Source organism: Pedobacter polysacchareus (assembly GCF_019802255.1).
Lineage (GTDB): Bacteria > Bacteroidota > Bacteroidia > Sphingobacteriales > Sphingobacteriaceae > Pedobacter > Pedobacter polysacchareus.
Genome location: NZ_JAHYSS010000006.1, coordinates 101337 through 121040 on the forward strand (window position 1 = coordinate 101337; position 19704 = coordinate 121040).

The window sequence follows — 19704 nt, forward strand, 5'->3', positions numbered from 1 at the left end:
TTAATAATTCTCGTATGCTATTTTTCTTCCAGCTGATTCAGCAAAGTTTTAATCGCCTCAAGATCTGCTTTTGAGGTTTTCTTATTCCCCATCAATTGCATCATCAATCTACCAGCCGATCCATTGTACATGGTATCAATAAATCTGTCTAACAGAAAATCTTTAGTCGTCTGTTCTTTTTCCGCAACATGGTAAATGTGTTTCATCTGACTTTCATCACGGGTTAGGATTCCTTTTTCTGCCATAATCTGCATCAGTTTCAGGGTAGAAGTATAATTAACTTCGCGAAATTCATTTAATTTATCATTCACCAAACGAACGGTAGTAGGGCCTTGCTCCCATAGTACCTGGAGGATTTCTAATTCCGCTTTGGTCGGCTCTATTGGTTTTAGATTTTTTGAGTGATTCGTTTCCATAAACTAAAGGTAGGAAAACTTTCGTACGAAACAACACTTAGGATTATTATTTATTTTTTACCTAACTTTCCTTAATACCTTAATGCTCGAATATGAAGGAAAATTTTTTCATCATGGATTCTGATGGAGTTTGTATTTACGTCACCATTGGGATCAATGCCGATCTCCCGGCAAAGCTGATATTAGGATCTTTAAACCTTATTTTACTGGGGGTTATAGTCCTTGCTGTCAGCAAAGGGGTTGTCGCATTGATGATATTCAGTACTTTGTGCGCGATTCTACTGATCAGATTCTCCTTTTGGAATATTTACGGAAAAGAACACCTCGTTATCAATACAAAAACAATGATGTACCAACATGACTACGGTTTTTTCAGGACCAATCCAAAATTAAAATTCTTTCAAAAGGGTCTATCAGTGATTGGGAAAGAGGCCACAAAAGCGGGGAGCAATGCTCAAATCCTCATGATTTTCCAGACTTATAATCACTATGATTTACCAGAAGATGTATACCAGACAGCGCTTCCTATTGCGAAAAGAAATGCCGATCTATTAATTAAGGCGATCAATTCGCTCTTTATTGAAAAAATAACGGAAGACTATAGTCTTCCGCCAATATTTATGAATTAAGCTTTGCGGCTCATGATGGCTTGATAAGCACCATCCCAAAGCCCGATTCTTTTTCTTAAAGATTCCATACTCATTTCTTCGGCAGCCAGCCAATAAGCTTCATTACTGCCACAAAGTTCCGCTGTCATTTCTAAGGAAAGATGGCTATGGTGATCTCCGTCTACTTCTATATGTCGGTCTAAGTAATATTTAAACAAGGAAATCTGGTCAGGAAACTTCTGATTTAAGTCGTTAACCATCGTTAAAAACATGTTTGGAATCAAATCTTCTCTGCCAAAAGTGAAAGTACTCGCTTGGATATGTGCTTGTTTTTCCTCAATCACCTGAAAGGTAAAATCAACAAATTCTCTGGCCTCAGCCGGAGTTCCCGCTGCTTCATAAGCCGCATTCCTTGTTTTTCCTGATTTTAAGGCCTCCAGAAATATACCAATTGGCTTGATATCCGCACCACATTGCTGCATGGCATCCAGATACATTTCAAAATGACTCTTTTTAATCCCCTCAGCATCAACATCTGATTCTTCACCTGCTACAATTTCGTTGATTAACGCACGGGTATTTCCAGAACCAACCGGAAACCATGGAATACTGGTACAGGTCAGGTTAATCTGTAAGGCTTTTAAAAGGGACATAAAATCCCATACAGCATAAATATGGTATTCCATAAAGATCCTTAAATCTTCCAGGTCGTTGATGACGCCGTAAACTTTATGCTGAATGATCTCCTGTCTTAAAGGTTCAATATGCTGCTGAATTCTTTCTAGGGTAGTGTTTGTTTTATTTTCCATGGTCGTAAAAAATGCAAATGTATACATTCATTGCGATGGAATATCCGCAGCCGACAGGAACTTATTTTAATATGACAATATTCCTGACTTCCCTTGAACATTACCCCTATAGGTGCTAAAAAGCGTCATTTACTTGCCTGCAGTGATCACAATAATATCTCTTTTCACATCCATACCTATATTATTTGTCACCTGTTCTTTCTCTTCCCATACTTTGATTACTTCAAAACCTACTTCTTCCAGCAAATCTTTCACCATTTGTGTATCGTACAATTGAAAATCCCATTTCGTAAAGGGCAGCTGTTCCATAAAGTTTTTGTCGGCAAAACCGATACAAAAATAACCTCCTGGTTTTAACGCTTTATAAATTTCCGTAGCGTACGCTTTAGGATCTTTCCAGAAATACAGCGTATTTACCGTAAATATTTTATGAAAGTTGTGGGCAGGAAAATCAATATGTATACCATCCGACAATAAAAAAGCAGCCTCGCCGGCCTTCAGCAGTTCCTGATTGATCCGGCTTGCTTCTTCGATCATTGTTTCAGAAATATCAATTCCTATATACTTTAAGCCCTTTGCCTGTGCCATTAGCATAGTCAGATGGCTCGCATTCCCAGGTCCGATTTCTAATACCTGCTGCTGATCAGCCAGTTTCATGGCATCAATAGTCCGCTTGATCATATTTTCATTTGAAACAGCCATCCGTTCTCCGGTTTTCTTCCCAGCTTCACCATTTGGCGAACTCAACTGACTGCCAACTGCCTTCAAATCGTCTTCATTCCATTTGTTTTCCATAATTGAGCTATTTTAAAATTCAAGGTATCAAAAGAAAAACTCCTTTAGCACCCGATTCGTTTTACAAGATATACAATAGCCAGCAAGAAATAAAACAGCCCATCTGATTTCTAATGAAAATAACTATTTCTGAGCTACAGGAAAAGAAATGAAAATATATTTCTTCCCTCTATACGATGAAAACCGAAAGTATTGCGATATTGCGACCCTTTTTTAACTATAACTATGATGATGTTTTTCCTGGTTGCAATCAATGCAATGATTTTTCTTTTCCTGGCATTTTTACATATTTATTGGGCATTTGGTGGCACCTGGGCATTGGAAAATGCGCTTCCAGTTTGCAGCAGCGGCGAAAAAGCCTTACAACCCGGTAAAACAGGAACCTTAATGGTAGCCCTCGGGCTAGTTATTTTTGCCTTCATTACCGTAGCCAATACTGGTGTAATCGGTAGTTTTATTCCCATGAATTATATCCATATGGCAACTTATTTCATTGCTGGAATCTTTTCATTACGTGCCATTGGGGATTTCAAATACATTGGAATGATGAAAAGTGTGAAAGGAACAGGTTTTGCAAAAGAAGATACCAGAACTTATATTCCTTTGTGTTTATTGATCTCCCTTTTTAGTTTATCCATTCCACTTATGTCTTGTGGAAAATAAGTTGCAACTGATCATTTCATTAATAATGCGGCAATCAACCTGATACCACGTTCCATTTCTTCGGCTTCTAAAGAAGCATAACCCAGTCTCAGTGCATTTAAAGGCTGTTCATCAAAAGAAAACCTTTCCGTAGAAATCACCTGGACCCCAGTTTTCAGCAGCTGTTCCGCGAGTTGAATGGTATTTACAGGTTGCTTAAACACCAACCAAAAGGCAAGCCCACCTTCCGGAAGTTCGTAATCTGCCAGCCCTTTCATATATAAGTCCAGGTATTTGACCATCATTGCTCTTCGTGCTCTATAAATCCCTAATGCCCGTTTAGCATGCTTATTTACCAGACCTTCTTCCATCAATTCGGCGACTGCATTTTCCATTACCGGATCTCCCTGACGATCAATTGTCATCCTTAATGCCGCTAAAGAATCTATAAACGCCTCAGGGCCGGCCACATACCCCACCCTTACCGCTGGAGCGATCAGCTTACTCAAAGAACTGATATAAATCACATTATGTGCCGCCTCATAACTTGCCAGCGGCTGTAAGCTCCTGGATCCGAAATGATAATCATGGTCATAATCGTCTTCCACAATGGCGAAGCCATATTGATTGGAAAGATTTAGCAGCTGCAAACGACGATCTGCCTTCATACTCCTCGTGGTAGGAAATTGATGATGAGGTGTCACATACACTGCTTTGATCGGCTGTAACTTACAGATCTCCTCCAATTGCTGCACGTTGATGCCTTGTTCATCTAGTCCAACAGGAATCATGGTGGCACCTGCATGCTGAAGCACATCAAATGCGGGTCTATATCCAGGATTTTCTATGGCTACAAAATCTCCGGCTTTCAACAAAACCTGAGCGGTTAGGTAAAGTGCCATCTGACTTCCTCTGGTAATACAAATCTGGTTGACATTAAAATTCAAGCCCCGATCCATGCTCAGCATAGCGGATATTGCGCTGCGAAGCCGCTCCTCTCCCCTTTCATTTGCATAGCCCAGCATGCGCCAGCGTGCTTTCTGCTGAAATATCCTTTTATAAGCCCTGGCTAACTCATCCAATGGTGCCAATTTCACATCAGGTAAACCATCATTAAAGACGATTAAGGGTACATCACTGGTAACTTCTGTTGGGCTACCCCTATGGTATGCCGTAAAAGAGAAGTTTTTCAAAGCAGAAATATTGTCCTCATTTCTTTGTTTACGCCTGACTTTTTGCTTAGGGAGTTTTTCTGAAACAAAGGTTCCTTTTTTGTAAAGCGTTTCCAGCCAGCCTTCTGCAATCAATTGCTCATAAGCTAGAACCACTGTTTTTCTATTGACGCCGATGTCTTCTGCCAGAATCCGGCTTCCGGGTAATGGCATCCCCGGCTTTAGTCTTCCTTTGAGAATTTCAGCAATCAAACCATCAGCAATCTGCTGAAAAACAGCTTTATCTGTCCCCAATTCAATGTTTAAAAGGATTTTCCAAGGTCTTAACATCTGGCCCATTAGTTTTACTAAAAACTGGATGATTTTAGTCAGCCAAAAATAAACAAATTTTGCAGTATAAAAAGGAGTTCATATTTCCTTCAATTCATCATTAAATCAAAAAATCATGAGTACAACAGCAAACAACAAACCCTTATCATCCAAAGATTTTCATCAAACTTTTGCCCGTCCAAATTACCAGCGTCCTGAAAAATTCATTCATAAAAATGTAGAACAAGCAGGCATTCATAATCAATTTTCCTCAGAGAGGAAACATCCGGTATTTTTTGTAGACCTGCCCACTAAAAATGTAAGCATGACTATTGGTGGACTTTTACCGGGTCAGCTGACCAATAAACACCGTCACACATACGAAACTGTTCTTTTTGTCATTGAAGGAGAAGGTTACACCGAAATCGAAGGAGAAAAAGTGGAATGGCAGGCTGGGGATGCGGTTTACATCCCGGTTTGGGCATGGCATAGGCACCAGAATAAGAGCGACAAAAATCAGGCAAAATACATTGCCTGTGAAAATGCACCACAGCTACAGCATTTAGGTGTAGCCCTTCGCGAAGAAGAAGGAAGAGATTAATCCTTAAAAACCACCATTAAAACATAATTCCATGCAGAAATCCATATTTAAAGGCATCATTGCCTATCCCATCACTCCATTTAATCAGCAGAAACAAATTGATGTTCCTCTTTTCAAAAGATTAACGGAGCGGATGATCCTAGCTGGCGTACATGCCATTGCACCGCTTGGCAGCACAGGAGTGATGCCTTACCTCAGCGATGAAGAGAAAGAGGCGCTTACGGAAGCGACCATCCAACAAGTTGCCGGAAGAGTTCCTGTGCTCACCGGTGTTTCCAATCTCACCACTGAAAGAACCATTTACCATGCAAAATTTGCAGAAAAGGCAGGTTCTGATGCGGTCATGATCTTACCAATGAGTTATTGGAAATTGAGCGATCAAGAGATTTTTGAGCATTATGAAGCGGTGGCCGCTGCAATTTCTATACCCATCATGGCTTATAATAACCCTGCTACCGGAGGAGTAGACATGTCGCCATCACTGTTAAAGAGACTATTAGAAATTCCAAATGTGACTATGATTAAAGAAAGTTCTGGAGATCTTCAGCGAATGCATACGCTACGCAAAGAGCTTGGAGCGGACCTTCCCTTTTTCAACGGCTCCAATCCATTGGCATTAGGTGCATTTACCGCAGGTGCCAGCGGCTGGTGCACCGCAGCAAGTAACTTGATTCCAGAATTGAACATTGCCTTATATGAAGCTACCTTAAAGAATGATTTAAAACGGGCACAGGAATTATTTTACCAGCAATTAGATCTTTTAAAATTCTTACTGGGAAAAGGTTTACCAAGAGCCATAAAGGCTGGCCTGGAGTTACTAGGCGAAGATGCAGGGCAGCTTAGGGCACCTTTAAAACCTCTTTCAACAGCAGAAATTGAAGAATTAAAAGGCTTATTGCAAGGCTGCAGATTGGCTGCCAAAAGCCATTAATTAGTGTGCTTCTTTTTCTAATGAGTGCTTTTCTTTTTCTCTTTCGCGAACATGATCTGCCAGTTCATAACCTGTAGCTTCTGTTCCTTTATCGTCCATAAACAACAAAACGATCAGAGAGATGATAGGGATTAGAAAAGAGATAAAAAACCAGAACCAAAAGCTTCTCCCCATGCTGAAAGCAAGAATACCGGCTACAGTCTGGGGAATTAATAAAACACAGATGAGGAGTATTTCTGGCATACTTTGAATGCTATGGCTAAAAAAACCATAGCATTCAAATATAAGTAATTTGTCAAATTTATTAATCTGCTTTAATGCATTGAATCGGGTTTACTGTAGCTGCCTTAACTGCCTGAATGGCTACCGTTATCCAGGAAATCAATAAAGCCAATAGCCCTGCAGCTACAAAATACCAAAGCTGCAGCTCTATTCGATAAGCAAAGGTATTTAACCAGTATTTAGTTATGATGTAGCTAACTGGCAGGCCAATCAATATAGCTGCAATGACCGGTTTTGTAAAATCTTTGGATAAAATCATGATGATACTTGCTTCTGAAGCTCCCAATACTTTCCTGATGCCAATCTCTTTCAATCGTCTTTCAGCAGTAAAAGTAGCCAATCCGAATAAACCAAGACAGGAAATGATCATGGCTAATGCGGAGAAATATCTGGATAATACCGCTACCCTGGTTTCCGCCACATATTGCTCCTGAAAGTCCTGATCCAGAAACCTATAATTTAAGGTATAACCCGGATTAAACTCTTTATAGAAGTCCTGGATTCCTGCAATTGTTTCTTTTTCTGATCCGGCCTTCATCTTAATCATCACCCGGGTCAGGTCTTTCTCCGCGTATTTAAAAAACAGGGGTTTCACCTCCTGGTGCATGGATTCGTAATTAAAATCCTTGATCACGCCTATAATCTGATAATCTTCTCCCCAAATCCCAAATGTTTTACCAATTGGGTCTTTAAGTTTCATCACTTTTATGGCAGCTTCGTTCACCAGGACTTTTGAGCTATCAGCACCAAACTTGTCAGAAAAGCTTCTTCCCAGGGCCATTTCCATTCCTAAGGCTTCCACCATATCGACACCAATTCTTCCTTTCTGGAATTTGATGACTTCTTTTGGATCCATCCCCTCCCATTTAAAAGTACCTGTTGTGCCACTCTGATCTCCTAAAAAGGTCCGATCCATTCCAGCAGCTTTAATAACGCCTGGTACCTTTCTAACCTCGGTTAGGAAAGAACCGAAGTTCTCCTGCAATCTTCCTTCTGTTTCAAAGTACATCACATTGTCTTTCTGGTATCCTGGATTGCGGGTTTGTACAAATTCAATCTGTTTATAGATGACAAAAACAGAAACGATAAGGATCACTGAAAGTGTAAATTGAAAAACAACCAGGCCTTTACGCGTCCATAATTCGGCCATGGTGGCTCCCAACTTGCCTTTTAATGCAGCTGCAGGATTAAATCCAGACAAGTATAAAGCGGGATAACTTCCTGAAAACAATCCTGTAAATAAGATAATTCCCAATAAAACACCTGTCATTTTTAAATCGAAATGAAGGCTTAAGTTTTTACCGGTAATGCTATTGAATTGCGGCAGAAAGAGTTCTACACAAAGTAAGGCCAGAAATAGTGACAACACGGTTAACAGGACAGATTCGGATAAATATTGAAAAATCAATGATTTACGACTTGCGCCCATCACCTTTTTAATCCCTACCTCCTTCATTCTCCTCGAGGCTTTTGCGGTAGATAAGTTCATGAAATTGATACAGGCGATCACTAGAATGAAAATAGCAATCAGTGAGAATAACTTCACATAATCAATTCTTCCACCAGCAACCACACCATTTTCATACCTTCCATACAAGTAAGCATCGGCAGCGGGCCTGATGAACAGCCTTCTGTAAGGATGTCCTTTTTTGGCCATAAAATCTTCAATCTTTGCCGCAAATTCCTGGGGATCAGTTCCTTTTTTCAAGAGCAAAAAAGTATTAGGTCCCAGGTTTTGCCATTTCAAATAGGTACCGCCTTTAAAGAGTACATCCAAAGTCACCAGAAAATCAAAATGTTCTGAGGAATTGGCAGCAATATCCTTAAAAACCCCAGAGATTAAGACATGGTTATCGCCTTTTATCTCAGAATTATTCCAAACCATTTCTTTTCCAACCACATCTGTAGTATGGAATAGTTTTTTTGCCAGGCTTTCAGAAATTACGATGTTATTTTTTCCTTCCAATGCCTCCGAGGTATTTCCTGCAACCAAAGGATAGGAGAAGAGTTTTAGAAAATCTTTCCCGACAAATTTACCGCCTGCTTTTATCCCTGGATTATTTCCGGTATTTACCTTACTTTCTGCTAACCAAAAGTTAGGTGAAGTGGTAACTGCCTCCTCTACTTCAGGCATGTCTTTAGCCAGGGCTTCACCAAGCAAACCAGCCGTTGCATCTCTGGTATTGATTCCCGAGGCAGTTTTTTCATTTTCCATCACCTGGTACAACTGATCAGTATGCACATGAAACCTATCCATTCGCAATTCATCCATCACCCAGAGGTAAATCAATAAGGCACAGCAAAGACCGGCAGTAAGCCCTAGCAGGTTAATTAAAAACGAGCTTTTATATCTTTTGAAATTCCGGTAGATCAGTAGCAGATGATGCTTAAACATATTGATAGGTATTTTTGTAGGTGATAGCCAATCTATATGCCAGTCGCTAAATCAGCCTATAAGGCCTAGACTACGCAGTTTATAGAAAAAGCTGTCCATAAGCGGACAGCATACTGTTCAAAAACGGACAATGCCTATTGCTATTGATTTGTTATTTTCAGGGGAGCAGGTAGTTAAATATTACTGTGCTAATGACAATCTTTTAGTTCTGGAAATCAGCAGCCAGGCAAATACTGCACCGGTTAAAGCCATTACTGTTCCTACCCAAACCGGGGAAGTATAATCATAACCCGCAGCCAATGGCAAACCGCCTAAAAATGCGCCTAAAGCATTCCCAATATTGAAACTCGCCTGACTCACTGAAGCGGCAATCATTTCAGAGCCTTTGGCCGTATTGATCATCAGCATCTGTATTGGGGCAGCCACAGCAAAAGCAATTGCACCAGTAATAAAAGTCATCACCAAAGAAAGCGTCTGATTATAGGAAACATAATGAACGATAAATAAAGAAACAGCCATTGCGATCAAAAGAGAAACTGAGGCTTTCGCTGGGGAGAAACGATCCGCCAGTTTACCACCGATAAAGTTACCCACCAGCATTCCTAAACCGGCAAGTACCAGGATGTAAGTGATGGAATCTGCTGAGAAACCAGAAACATCGGTTAGCAATGGGGCAATATAACTATACCAGGAGAACAATCCACCTGTACCAATAGCAATCATCAAAATGATCAACCAGGCTTCAGGAAGTTTGAAAAATGCCAGTTCTTTTTTCAGGTCTCTGTCTTTAGTTGCTGAAAGGTTAGGCATCCATAATTTCAAGCTTAAAAGTGTGATTAACCCTACAATCACTATGATTACAAAGGTGTATCTCCAGGAATAATGGTGACCAATATACGTTCCAAGCGGTACTCCTACTACGTTGGCGATGGTTAAACCGGCAAACATTAAGGAAACAGCCTGAGCTTCTTTACCTTTTCCGGCAATGCGGCTAGCGACTACAGATCCTACGCCAAAGAATGCCCCATGGGGAAGTCCGGCAAGAAAACGTGCAGCAAGCATCATGGTATAATCCGGAGAAAAAGCAGATAAAGCATTGAATGCAGTAAACATCACCATCAACGCGATCAGGATTTTTTTTGGAGGATAACTCCCGGCAATGGCCACTAAAAGCGGCGCACCTACCACTACCCCTAAAGCGTAAGCAGAGATCAAATGTCCAGCCTGCGGGATGGTAATGGCTAAATCTTTGGCAATATCAGGCAAGAGGCCCATCATTACAAATTCTGTAATGCCAATTCCAAGTCCGCCAAGGGTTAAAGTAAGTAAGCTTTTCTTCATCATCAACTGTAAGTTAGTGTAATAAATACACCATGCAAAATTAACTAAATCATTTGCTTTATTTCGTCTTCATTCTGTCAAATAGAATCTGTTTAATTTGTTTTTTTTCAAACACTTTGGAAAGCCACTTGTTGGTATATCAAACAGGTTATCATCGAATTAGATGAGACCACAAAACCCAATCCCATGAAATACAATAATTATCGTAACGCAATTTCTTCATTAACCGCTCATAAAACTGATTCTACTATTCCTGTAGTGGCACTCTTGGCCGGTTTGGCCATTGGGGCTGTCATAGGTGTATTGTTTGCACCAAATAGTGGAACTGATACCAGAACAAAAATAGCTGACAAGGCAAAAGATCTTTCTGATTCGGCAAAGGACAAATTACACCTTGCTAAAAGTAAAATATTATCAGAAGTAGACCAATTGGCCGATTTGAAAGATCAGGTATTTGACAAAGCGAAAACAAAATCAAATGAAGCCTTAAATGCAGTAGGTGACGTTGTAGATCAAGTAAAATCTAAAGCTAAAGATCTGGAATCCGATGCAAAACATACCGCAGAAAACGTACTAAATAGTTAATTCTATCCCCCTTTCTTTCATTTCCTCAAAAGCCCGTTTCTTACGCTGTAAGGTAATGGGCTTTTGCTATTAGGCCCCTGCTGAACTGGAGCTGATTCCGGCATGACCTTAGGTTCTCTTCGGGGTTCCATCCTATTTGAAAGGCCCTTGTACCTGCCTTAATAGGGCCATTAGACCTATCAGGGCCCTATCAACCCCCTACCAGAGACCTACCAATGACTTTATACGTATCAGCACAATAAGGGCTATCCTATACTGGAATAAGTTTACACCAGAGAAGTTAGATACTACTATTAGTTTGTGATTTCAGCACTAGGCAACTTCTTTATCTACGATTTTCTGGTGGTTGAAAAACATCCTGGTGATCGGAATTAGCATCAATCCGCATAGAGCAAAAATGATAAAGGAAACCCTAAGGTTAAAAGCATGAGCCAGATAACCGATCAATGGAGGGCCTAAAAGCATTCCGGTGATCGAGTAAGTGGCAATAATAGAGATGGCCATCCCTGGAGAATATTTTTTTGAGGCACCAGCCAATGCATAAGACATTGGAATAATTGATGCAGTACCAAAGCCCACTAAAGAGAAACCGATCATTGCAGGCCAGAAAACCGGAAAGATAATGGCCAGACTAATTCCTGACACAATAAATGCGGCACTCATAATATAAGTTTTCGGCATTCCGATTTTACCAATAATGATGTCTGATAAGAACCTGGAAGCCGCCATAAAGGTCATAAAGATCAGGTAACCATAAGTGAAGATTTCTACTTTGATGACTTCCTGAAAGTAAATTCCAGACCAGTCGAACATCCCGCCTTCACAAATTGCACACAAAAAAACCACAACCCCCAGGTAAAAAATATAAGGATCTGGTTTGCTCAGGATCAGTTTATTGCCAGTTGTAGCACGATCGCCACTGAGCAGGAACTGATAAGAGTACAAGGTAATTCCCAGCATAATGACCGCTACAATACTGAAATGGAGCTGAATAGACACGTTTAAAGCCAGTAAAGCGGTTGAAAGTGCAATTCCAGCAATTCCACCAATGCTCCAATAGCCATGAAAAGAGCCAATAATTTTCTTTTCAAATTGCTTCTGTAAGGTTAAAGCCTGGGTATTTACGGAAATATTAAAGATCCTGGTGGTGAATGCAAATAGAATTACCGCGCCTACCAGGCTATAAATATTGTGTGCAAAGCCGATTAATGCCAATGAAAATGCATTTAAAGCGTATCCTCCTGCCAATGGCACCTTGCTATTGAATCGGGAAATCAACCATCCAGAGATGGGCAAGCCTAATAATGATCCTATCGGCAGGGCCAATAGGATGCTTCCTAATTCCGCTTCGTTCAAGTCAAATGCCATCTTAATTGTAGGAATTCTTGATGCCCAGGTCGCGAAACTAAAACCGGAGATGAAAAAGAAAAGACTTAGAAAGAAACGATGTTTTTGCTTAGAAATCATTGGCGGAAGAATTATTGTACAAAAGTAAGCAATCATTTTGTACGATCCTTCCCTATTTCATAGACAGCATTGGAATTTCAAAAGAGACTAAATAGAATTATTCTAAATAACTTGCTTTATTAGTGTAAAAATTACACTTTTGCGCCTGGAATTAGAATCAGTCTAAATTGAAATTACTTTACACAACACTCCTATTAATAGCTTCAACGGCTATTTACGCGCAAAAAAAAGCGGTCGTCACTGGAAAAGTGAATGATGAATCACATCAACCTATTGATTTGGTGAATATCAAACTGGTAGAAACCAATCAGTATTCCATCACTAAAAAAGACGGAACTTTTACGATTCAGGTGTCAGAAGTAAGCAATCAGGTGATCCATCTGGAATTCAGCTACATTGGTTACAAAAAGATCAGCAGACAGGTTTTGATCAATAAAGAGCAAATTGATTTGGGTGTCATTACCCTTAAAACACTTGACCTGGGTTTAAAGGAGATCTCGATTAGCGCAAAAAGTAATGGAGAGGGATCTTCCAACTCCTCTATCCTCATCGACAGGGACATGATTGAACAGATTCCTGCACTGAGTTTAAATGACCTGCTGAATTTGATTCCGAATAGAAAAACCAGTCCGCCTTCCTTACAAAACATACAGAATTTAACCTTAAGGGCAGCTTACCCAGATCGGAATAACGGCAGAGATGCTTTTACGCTGAACAATTCCTTTGGGGTTGCCATCATTGTAGATGGTCAGGCGATCAGTAATAATGCCAATATGCAGAGTTATAATCCTGGTTTAACTGGATTATCGGGTTCCAGTATATCAAGTCCCAACAGTTGGGGACTATCTGGTGGAAGAAATCTGGCGTACTCCGGTGATTACGCTTTTGGGGGTACCGACCTTCGACAAATTCCGGCAGACAATATTGAAAGTATTGAAGTGATTGCTGGTGTTCCCTCTGCAAAATATGGGGACCTCAGTGATGGAGCCGTAATTGTGGAACGTCAGGCAGGTGCTGGTCCAGCTCAAATCCGGATGCAGCTCAGAGACAATGCCACTTCCTACTCTTTTTCTAAAGGAACAAAATTGGGTCATGATCTTGGTGCCTTAAATATGGGTTTAAATTATGTCAATTCATTTTCTGACAACAGGGAGAAACTGAAAGCTTACAAGAGAATCAATGCCAATACGATGTGGACGAATTCTTTTGGCCGGGAAAAACAATTGAAAAACACCTTTAGCCTCGATTACGGAAGAAATCTGGATGGGATCAAACAAGACCCTGACGATCCGAAATCCACTAAAACCAGGTTCGACAGCTGGAACTTTGGCATCGGAAACCGGATGAATTACCGCTTGAATGGGAATTTTCTGAAAAACATCGGGTTAAATTTAAAATATAATGAAGGTCATCAGCAAACTTATTCAGAAGAATTGAGGAATGTGGCCTATATTCTATATTCTGAGGCTACGACTACGGGTATTACCGAAGGGCAGTTTGCTTCTGGAATTTATAATGCCGTTTCATTAGTAGATGGCCGTCCTGTGAACCTTTCGGCGAGGCTAGACTTTAATGCGGAATTCAACACGGGTAAAACCGTTCATTACCTATCTTTTGGAACAAGTTTCAATTACAGCGCCAATAAAGGAGAAGGACGTATGTCTGACCCTTCAAAACCAAGGAGCGATGCAACTACAAAAGATACAGGAACATCATTATTCAAATCTACCGGGTCTGAAAGGTATTATGATTTCGGTTTGGCTATGGCCCAAAAAGACATTGGCCTATATGCAGAGGATATATTTAAACTGAAAGTTGCCGGCAGAAACCTAAATTTTCGCACCGGTGTACGTCTGGATGTACAAAATGGCTTTGCTTCCGTTGCGCCAAGAACCAATATCAATTACCAAATGAGCGACCATCTAAAACTAGGCTTGGCTTATGGCATTGGATTTAAAGCACCAGGCCTCGCACAACGCTATCCTGGTCCCACTTTCATGGAAGTTCCATTGTTGGTTTCCTATAATGGGAAGGCGAATGAAAGTATTTATCTCTTGTATCTGGATCGATACGACCCGAGCAATAAGAACCTGAAACCTGCTCAAAATCAAACCTTGGAATTCACTTCAAATTTGAAAGTGAACCGGTTTAACCTTTCTATGTCGGCATTTTACAAAATGGCCAGAAATGGTATTAATACCGTGGAACAACTGCGGGTAGTACCATTACCTCGATATTCAGCAGAATTTTTAGCTGGTCAGCAACCCATCATCACGCAAACTGGTTCAGAAAATCAGCTGCTGACATATTATTCATTTGAAAACAGCTTAAAATCCAACAGCAGCGGGCTGGAATTCATGATGAGTACTCCAGCGATTAAAGCGATTGCCACCTCCTTTAACCTGAGTACCGGCATATTTAGGACCGCAACTACAAATCAGTCGAATCAAAGAGACAATCCAGTTGAAAATAGTAATACCAATCTTAACTATGGCCGCATTGGCATTTACAGACGTATTACGCCGATCACCTATCAAAGTAACGCCCGGATTTCTGCCACCACCCATATCCCACAAATCAGTTTGATTGCAGAGTTTACTGCTGAATTTGCTTTGCTTCAAAAAACAGAGGTTCCAGACAATGCAGGTATCCCAATTGCCTACCTTAACAATGCGCTTGAATACATTGCCATCACAGATTTCAACCCAAAAGACCCTTTATATGGTCATCTGGCAATCTCAAAAAGCTCCTATAGAGAAAGTAATCTTCCCAGAATCATTCCCAATTACCATATGAGTATAGGAAAAGAGATTAAAAAAAGGTTCAAATTCTCCTTCAATGTATACAATGTTTTCAATTATCAACCTACTTATACCACCCCCGGTGGAACCATAATTAATCCCAATCCCAGCCCTACATTCGGCGCCGAATTATCATTAAAACTGTAATATAAAAACTCATGAAAAAACTTGTACTTAGCCTTTTCCTCGCGGCCAGCTTACTGGCTTGTAAAAAAGACAAAACTCCTGGAACACAACCAATAGACATGGACATTAACCTTAGTTTTGACGACCAATCCCTGGGATATACATTACCGCTTGAAAAAATAACTGTTAAAATCACGAATACCCAAAGTAAAGCGAGCATGGAGTTGACTTCAAATGCTTCAGGAAAGGTTGCTTTTAAATCCGTTTCACCAGGGAGCTACGACATTGATGCGAATTTAACAATTTCTGCAGCAGATTATACCAGAATTACCGGAATCCCAACAGATGCTTCAGTGACCTTTAATGCATCCGAAAAAAATAAAAAACTTGATGCTACTTTCACTGGGACATTAGCGCTCAAGTTAATTGCGGGAACACCTGGCGAATGGCTGATCAAGCAAATCTACTATGCTGGTTCCAATACCACCAACGGAGCGATCTTCAGAGATCAATTTCTTGAATTCTATAACAACACCGATCAGGTCTTATATGCAGATAGTCTTTATTTTGCACAGCTCAATGGAAGAGTGTCCAGCGAATCTCCAAATATGAATTACACGTCTACAGGCCAAATGGATTGGAGCAAATCAATTGGTATGGTGGATGGCGCCAATGCGAACAAAGATTATGTGTATGCAAAAACCTTATACATGATCCCTGGTACAGGAAAACAATACCCTGTACAACCTGGAAAAAGTATTGTTGTGGCACAAACTGCCTTAAATCACAAAGCACCTTTCACTGGAAATGATGGCAAAGTAGTTACTGTGAGAGATCCGGAACTAACAATTGACCTGAGTGGTGCTGATTTCGAAGCTTATTATGGAGATATTCTTGGCGGGAAACCGTTTTCATCAGATGTAAACAATCCTCAAGTTCCTAATATTGAAATTCTTTCTTATTCAGGAAATGATATGATCCTGGATGCAAATGGAAAAGACAGTTACGTGATTTTCAAAGTGGATGGGACGCAAAAGGTAAGGGAATGGCCACAATATTTCGAGCCTTTAAAAGCAGCTCCATTGCCTACAGTAAAAAAATACTTCCAGATTCCGGTAAAATACCTGATTGATGGCGTAGAAATTCAGCCGAATATTGCTTCCAGCCGTTTTCCGAAAAAATTAGGTGCTAATGTTGATGCTGGATTCACCTTCGTTCCTAAAGGAAATTACAGTTCACAGTCGGTCATCAGAAAAACTGAGAAAACAGTCAATGGTAGGGTGGTACTAAAAGATACGAACAACTCTACAGAAGATTTTATCTACCTGGAGAAAGCAAATCCAAGAGGTTTTCAATAAAATCTGCTGATCATTTAAATAGCGGTCATGATCGTGATAGTGTTCATGACCGTTAATTATTCCATTTCCCCGATGAAAAAAATATATACGATTGCTTTACTGCTGCAGCTCTGTACGCTTGCTACTTATGCTCAAACTTCAGATTTGACTGCAAGTATAAAGGCCAGGTCATTTGCGATAGATTCTGCAGCCTATAATTTTTATAATTTCGCAAAAAACAAAAGTTTTTTCACGGCTAGTATGCCTGATGGCTTCAATACCCTGAGCTTAGGCCACCAATTGACAAAAGGCAAATTTATACCTTACCAGGAGAGCAGTAAAACGAATGATACTTATTTTGCAACCGAAGGAAAAACTACACTTTCAGATGTCGCCTTATGGGGCGCTTTAGTGTACCATAAAATCAGAGAAGATAGTACCCAATGGGCACATCAAACCAGAAATAACACCACTGCACCGCTATACTATGGCTCGGAAAGGAACGTAAACTACGAACGCTCTGTTTACCAGTTTAATGCGATGGCACAGCGCAATATGATCGGAAAGAATTTACCGCTTGCTTTGGGCATTGATTATCGGGTCGGCGATCATTATTCGACTAATGACCCTAGGGCAAAGCTCAATGACTATCAGTTTAACATGCAGGCAAGTCTGGGTTACCAACTCTCTAAAGGACTATCGTTAGGACTAGGGCTTAGATACGGTTATGGAGAAGAGCGAACAGACATCGCTTACAAAAACAAGCAAAACGAAAATAACATCGATCAACCGCAGTACATCACCCATTTGATCAATGGTTACGGGGATCCCGATATGAAAACCATTAATAGAGTTTTCCACAATAAGCAATCGCGCAAAGGCATTGATACCTACCTTAATTATGATAATCCCAGCTTTGGGAGGTTCTCCTGGTCGGGATCTTACCTTAAAGAAACCCAGAATTTCCTCAACAAATTTCCAGACATTACCTATGGTGATTTCTTTAACGATTACTACCTGAAAAGCTATAAATTTGACCTGGCCTGGAAGAAAAAGTTGTCCCAGTATCAGCTTTTACTGATCGCCAACTACAGTAATTTAGATGGGGAAGATTTCAGCTATAAAGTCAGTGCAAATAATTACCTGTACAACAGGGAACAATGGGGTATAAAAGCATTACTGAGTAAACCTGGTAAGACAAGTTTCAACTATGTACTGGAGCTGAGAAAAGATGGAGAAGAACGTCAGGATGGCTCAAAAGCGAATATTATTTCTTACAATGCGATTAAACCGGGTGTGGGATTTGGCTTCAACAGACAGCTTCCAGGAAGTCAGAGTTTCGGAATGAATGTGAAAGGTGTATATTCAAAAAATATAAATGATCAGTTTGTAGTTCCGATTATTAATGAAGGTCCATTTACAAAAACGGTAATCTACAACGATTACCTCTATAATACCGCTGACTATTTCAGTGGAACAGTGCAGGCAGACTATACCTTCCCCACTTTCAGACGGATTCAAACAGGGATAAAACTAGGTTTTACTTACAACGAGGCTACTCAGTTTAAAAGTTTGGACAGAATAATGGCAACGCTTCCAGGAAACCAGCGATTTTCTACAAACTTTTCTCTCCACTTCTATTTTTAAGATTTTCAGGAAGAATGCTTATGCTGGGATTCTTCCTTCATTTTTTGATGAAGCATTTTGATTTTTTTTGCCTGGCTACGCTCAGCTCTATTTTACTCCTTCTATGTATATTTAAAAACATACATTCATAACCAACTGCTCTTAAGGCAAATAAATAATTATTTTCTAGGTTCTGTTAAACATTTTTTGTGTTGGACTAGTTTATAATGGGCATAAGTCGAACCTAAAAGAAAAACAAGAATTATGGCAACTACATCGAAAACTAGCAGTACAAAAACAGCAGCGAGTTCAAAAGCAAAAAATGGTAAAATGGAAAACTCTGAATTTCACAACTTCTTTATTGACGAGCTGAAAGACATTTACTGGGCAGAGAAACACCTATCCAAAGCTTTGCCAAAAATGCAGAAAGCAGCGACCAGCACGGAGCTCGCAGCCGCATTTAAAACGCATACAGAAGAAACAATGACACACATTGCTACCCTTGAGCAGGTTTTTGAAAAGCTTGGAGAAAAAGCTCAGGCTAAAAAATGTGATGCCATGGCAGGATTGGTAGAAGAAGCAAATTCTATCATTGAAGATACAGAAAAAGGCACCTTGGTACGTGATGCCGCTCTGATTCTGGCTGCACAAAAAGTAGAGCATTATGAAATTGCTACTTATGGCACCTTAAGAACATTTGCAGTAAATATGGGCCATACTGATGTGGCTGAGCTATTGCAACAAACATTAGACAATGAAAAAGAAACGGATGTGGCGCTAACCGAGATTGCTGAAGAATTTATCAACGAGCAGGCAGCGGCTGAATAATTCCGTTTTTTTTTAATACCCCTTACAATTTTAATCCGACCCTTCAGGTTCCTACCTGAGGGGTTCGTTATTTAGGGTACGCAGTTTTTACCCCAGCCTTCCTCCCCATTTATCATGACTAGTTGGCCTAACTTGTCGTTCCCAATCGCTCTGAAAACTCAGTCCTTCTATTTTTCCTGATTTTTTCAGTACAGATTTTGTTTTTCAGAAAAATAGCCTAGTTTTACAAAAAAACTTTAGGGGTGCCTTGCGCTGAGAAATACCCTTTGAACCTGATGCAGTTAGTACTGCCGAAGGGAAAAGTAGAAGCAAATCCGTTTGCCGTCTTTTCATGCCTGTAAAAAGGTCATGCCTATAGTTTTTCCTATTTATCAAAAAATGGAAATAACTGTAAATCAACAAAACTATCCGATCAGCGAAACTTGTTCCGTAGAACAATTGCTGTTAAACGTGCTTCAAATTCCCGTTCAGGGGATTGCTGTGGCCATCAATCAAACCATCATCTCAAAAACGGAGTGGCCCGAACGGCTGCTGCAGGATGGCGACCGACTTACTGTCATTAAAGCCACCCAGGGAGGCTAATCTTCTCTGATCCATACGAAAACACCTTAAAATTTCTAAGCATACTCATTT

Annotated in this window: 18 protein-coding genes and 1 riboswitch; of the genes, 10 read left to right on the top strand and 8 right to left on the bottom strand. The window is 40.2% G+C overall.

Features of this window, described 5'->3' with window-relative positions:
• Positions 1-17: 17 nt before the first annotated feature.
• Positions 18-416, bottom strand: a complete 399-nt coding sequence (locus K7X70_RS17900) for a BlaI/MecI/CopY family transcriptional regulator (protein WP_222538362.1) — start codon at positions 414-416, stop codon at positions 18-20.
• Positions 417-508: 92 nt separating this feature from the next.
• Here K7X70_RS17900 and K7X70_RS17905 point away from each other — a divergent pair, with 92 nt between their 5' ends.
• Positions 509-1045 carry a hypothetical protein gene (locus tag K7X70_RS17905; RefSeq protein ID WP_222538363.1) on the top strand — a complete coding sequence of 179 codons (537 nt, stop codon included), beginning with the start codon at positions 509-511 and terminating at the stop codon, positions 1043-1045.
• Here K7X70_RS17905 and K7X70_RS17910 read toward each other — a convergent pair.
• Both K7X70_RS17910 and K7X70_RS17915 read right to left on the bottom strand, forming a co-directional pair.
• Entirely contained in the window at positions 1042-1833 is a 792-nt protein-coding gene (locus K7X70_RS17910; RefSeq protein WP_222538364.1) for a DUF3050 domain-containing protein, read from the bottom strand. The genes K7X70_RS17905 and K7X70_RS17910 overlap by 4 nt on opposite strands.
• A 129-nt stretch (positions 1834-1962) precedes the next feature.
• The gene (locus tag K7X70_RS17915; protein WP_222538365.1) at positions 1963-2628 is read right to left on the bottom strand and encodes a class I SAM-dependent methyltransferase; all 666 of its coding nucleotides are present in this window, start codon (positions 2626-2628) and stop codon (positions 1963-1965) included.
• A gap of 225 nt (positions 2629-2853) precedes the next feature.
• Here K7X70_RS17915 and K7X70_RS17920 point away from each other — a divergent pair, with 225 nt between their 5' ends.
• Positions 2854-3291 carry a DUF3995 domain-containing protein gene (locus tag K7X70_RS17920; RefSeq protein WP_222538366.1) on the top strand — a complete coding sequence of 146 codons (438 nt, stop codon included), beginning with the start codon at positions 2854-2856 and terminating at the stop codon, positions 3289-3291.
• A gap of 11 nt (positions 3292-3302) precedes the next feature.
• On the opposite strand, the gene pdxR is transcribed toward K7X70_RS17920, so the two are convergent.
• Positions 3303-4772 (bottom strand): MocR-like pyridoxine biosynthesis transcription factor PdxR, encoded by a 1470-nt coding sequence (pdxR, locus tag K7X70_RS17925; protein WP_222538367.1) that lies wholly within the window; start codon positions 4770-4772, stop codon positions 3303-3305.
• A gap of 115 nt (positions 4773-4887) precedes the next feature.
• Here pdxR and K7X70_RS17930 point away from each other — a divergent pair, with 115 nt between their 5' ends.
• Together K7X70_RS17930 and K7X70_RS17935 are read left to right on the top strand one after the other, a co-directional pair.
• The gene (locus tag K7X70_RS17930) at positions 4888-5352 is read left to right on the top strand and encodes a cupin domain-containing protein (protein WP_222538368.1); all 465 of its coding nucleotides are present in this window, start codon (positions 4888-4890) and stop codon (positions 5350-5352) included.
• A 31-nt stretch (positions 5353-5383) separates the two neighbouring features.
• The gene (locus tag K7X70_RS17935; RefSeq protein WP_222538369.1) at positions 5384-6283 is read left to right on the top strand and encodes a dihydrodipicolinate synthase family protein; all 900 of its coding nucleotides are present in this window, start codon (positions 5384-5386) and stop codon (positions 6281-6283) included.
• On the opposite strand, the gene K7X70_RS17940 is transcribed toward K7X70_RS17935, so the two are convergent.
• From K7X70_RS17940 to K7X70_RS17950, 3 genes are all read right to left on the bottom strand, one after another.
• Positions 6284-6526, bottom strand: a complete 243-nt coding sequence (locus K7X70_RS17940) for a hypothetical protein (RefSeq protein WP_222538370.1) — start codon at positions 6524-6526, stop codon at positions 6284-6286.
• A 61-nt stretch (positions 6527-6587) separates the two neighbouring features.
• Positions 6588-8960, bottom strand: coding sequence for an ABC transporter permease (locus tag K7X70_RS17945; protein WP_222538371.1), 2373 nt, complete (start codon positions 8958-8960; stop codon positions 6588-6590).
• A 180-nt stretch (positions 8961-9140) separates the two neighbouring features.
• Entirely contained in the window at positions 9141-10304 is a 1164-nt protein-coding gene (locus tag K7X70_RS17950; RefSeq protein ID WP_368388866.1) for an MFS transporter, read from the bottom strand.
• Positions 10305-10487: 183 nt separating this feature from the next.
• On the opposite strand from K7X70_RS17950, the gene K7X70_RS17955 reads away from it, so the two are divergent.
• The gene (locus tag K7X70_RS17955; protein ID WP_222538372.1) at positions 10488-10886 is read left to right on the top strand and encodes a YtxH domain-containing protein; all 399 of its coding nucleotides are present in this window, start codon (positions 10488-10490) and stop codon (positions 10884-10886) included.
• Between the two features lie 312 nt (positions 10887-11198).
• Here the strand turns inward: K7X70_RS17955 and K7X70_RS17960 are convergent, their stop codons facing one another.
• On the bottom strand, positions 11199-12353 hold the full coding sequence (locus K7X70_RS17960; RefSeq protein WP_222538373.1) for an MFS transporter: 1155 nt from the start codon (positions 12351-12353) through the stop codon (positions 11199-11201).
• Positions 12354-12520: 167 nt separating this feature from the next.
• On the opposite strand from K7X70_RS17960, the gene K7X70_RS17965 reads away from it, so the two are divergent.
• From K7X70_RS17965 to thiS, 5 genes are all read left to right on the top strand, one after another.
• Entirely contained in the window at positions 12521-15301 is a 2781-nt protein-coding gene (locus tag K7X70_RS17965) for a TonB-dependent receptor (protein WP_222538374.1), read from the top strand.
• Positions 15302-15312: 11 nt separating this feature from the next.
• Positions 15313-16638, top strand: a complete 1326-nt coding sequence (locus tag K7X70_RS17970) for a DUF4876 domain-containing protein (protein WP_222538375.1) — start codon at positions 15313-15315, stop codon at positions 16636-16638.
• Between the two features lie 72 nt (positions 16639-16710).
• Positions 16711-18264, top strand: a complete 1554-nt coding sequence (locus K7X70_RS17975) for a DUF6850 family outer membrane beta-barrel protein (protein ID WP_222538376.1) — start codon at positions 16711-16713, stop codon at positions 18262-18264.
• 243 nt (positions 18265-18507) lie between these two features.
• Entirely contained in the window at positions 18508-19071 is a 564-nt protein-coding gene (locus tag K7X70_RS17980) for a YciE/YciF ferroxidase family protein (protein ID WP_222538377.1), read from the top strand.
• 228 nt (positions 19072-19299) lie between these two features.
• Positions 19300-19387: riboswitch (TPP riboswitch) on the top strand.
• Positions 19388-19449: 62 nt separating this feature from the next.
• Positions 19450-19653, top strand: coding sequence for a sulfur carrier protein ThiS (gene thiS / locus K7X70_RS17985; RefSeq protein WP_062551101.1), 204 nt, complete (start codon positions 19450-19452; stop codon positions 19651-19653).
• The last annotated feature ends 51 nt before the right edge of the window (positions 19654-19704 follow it).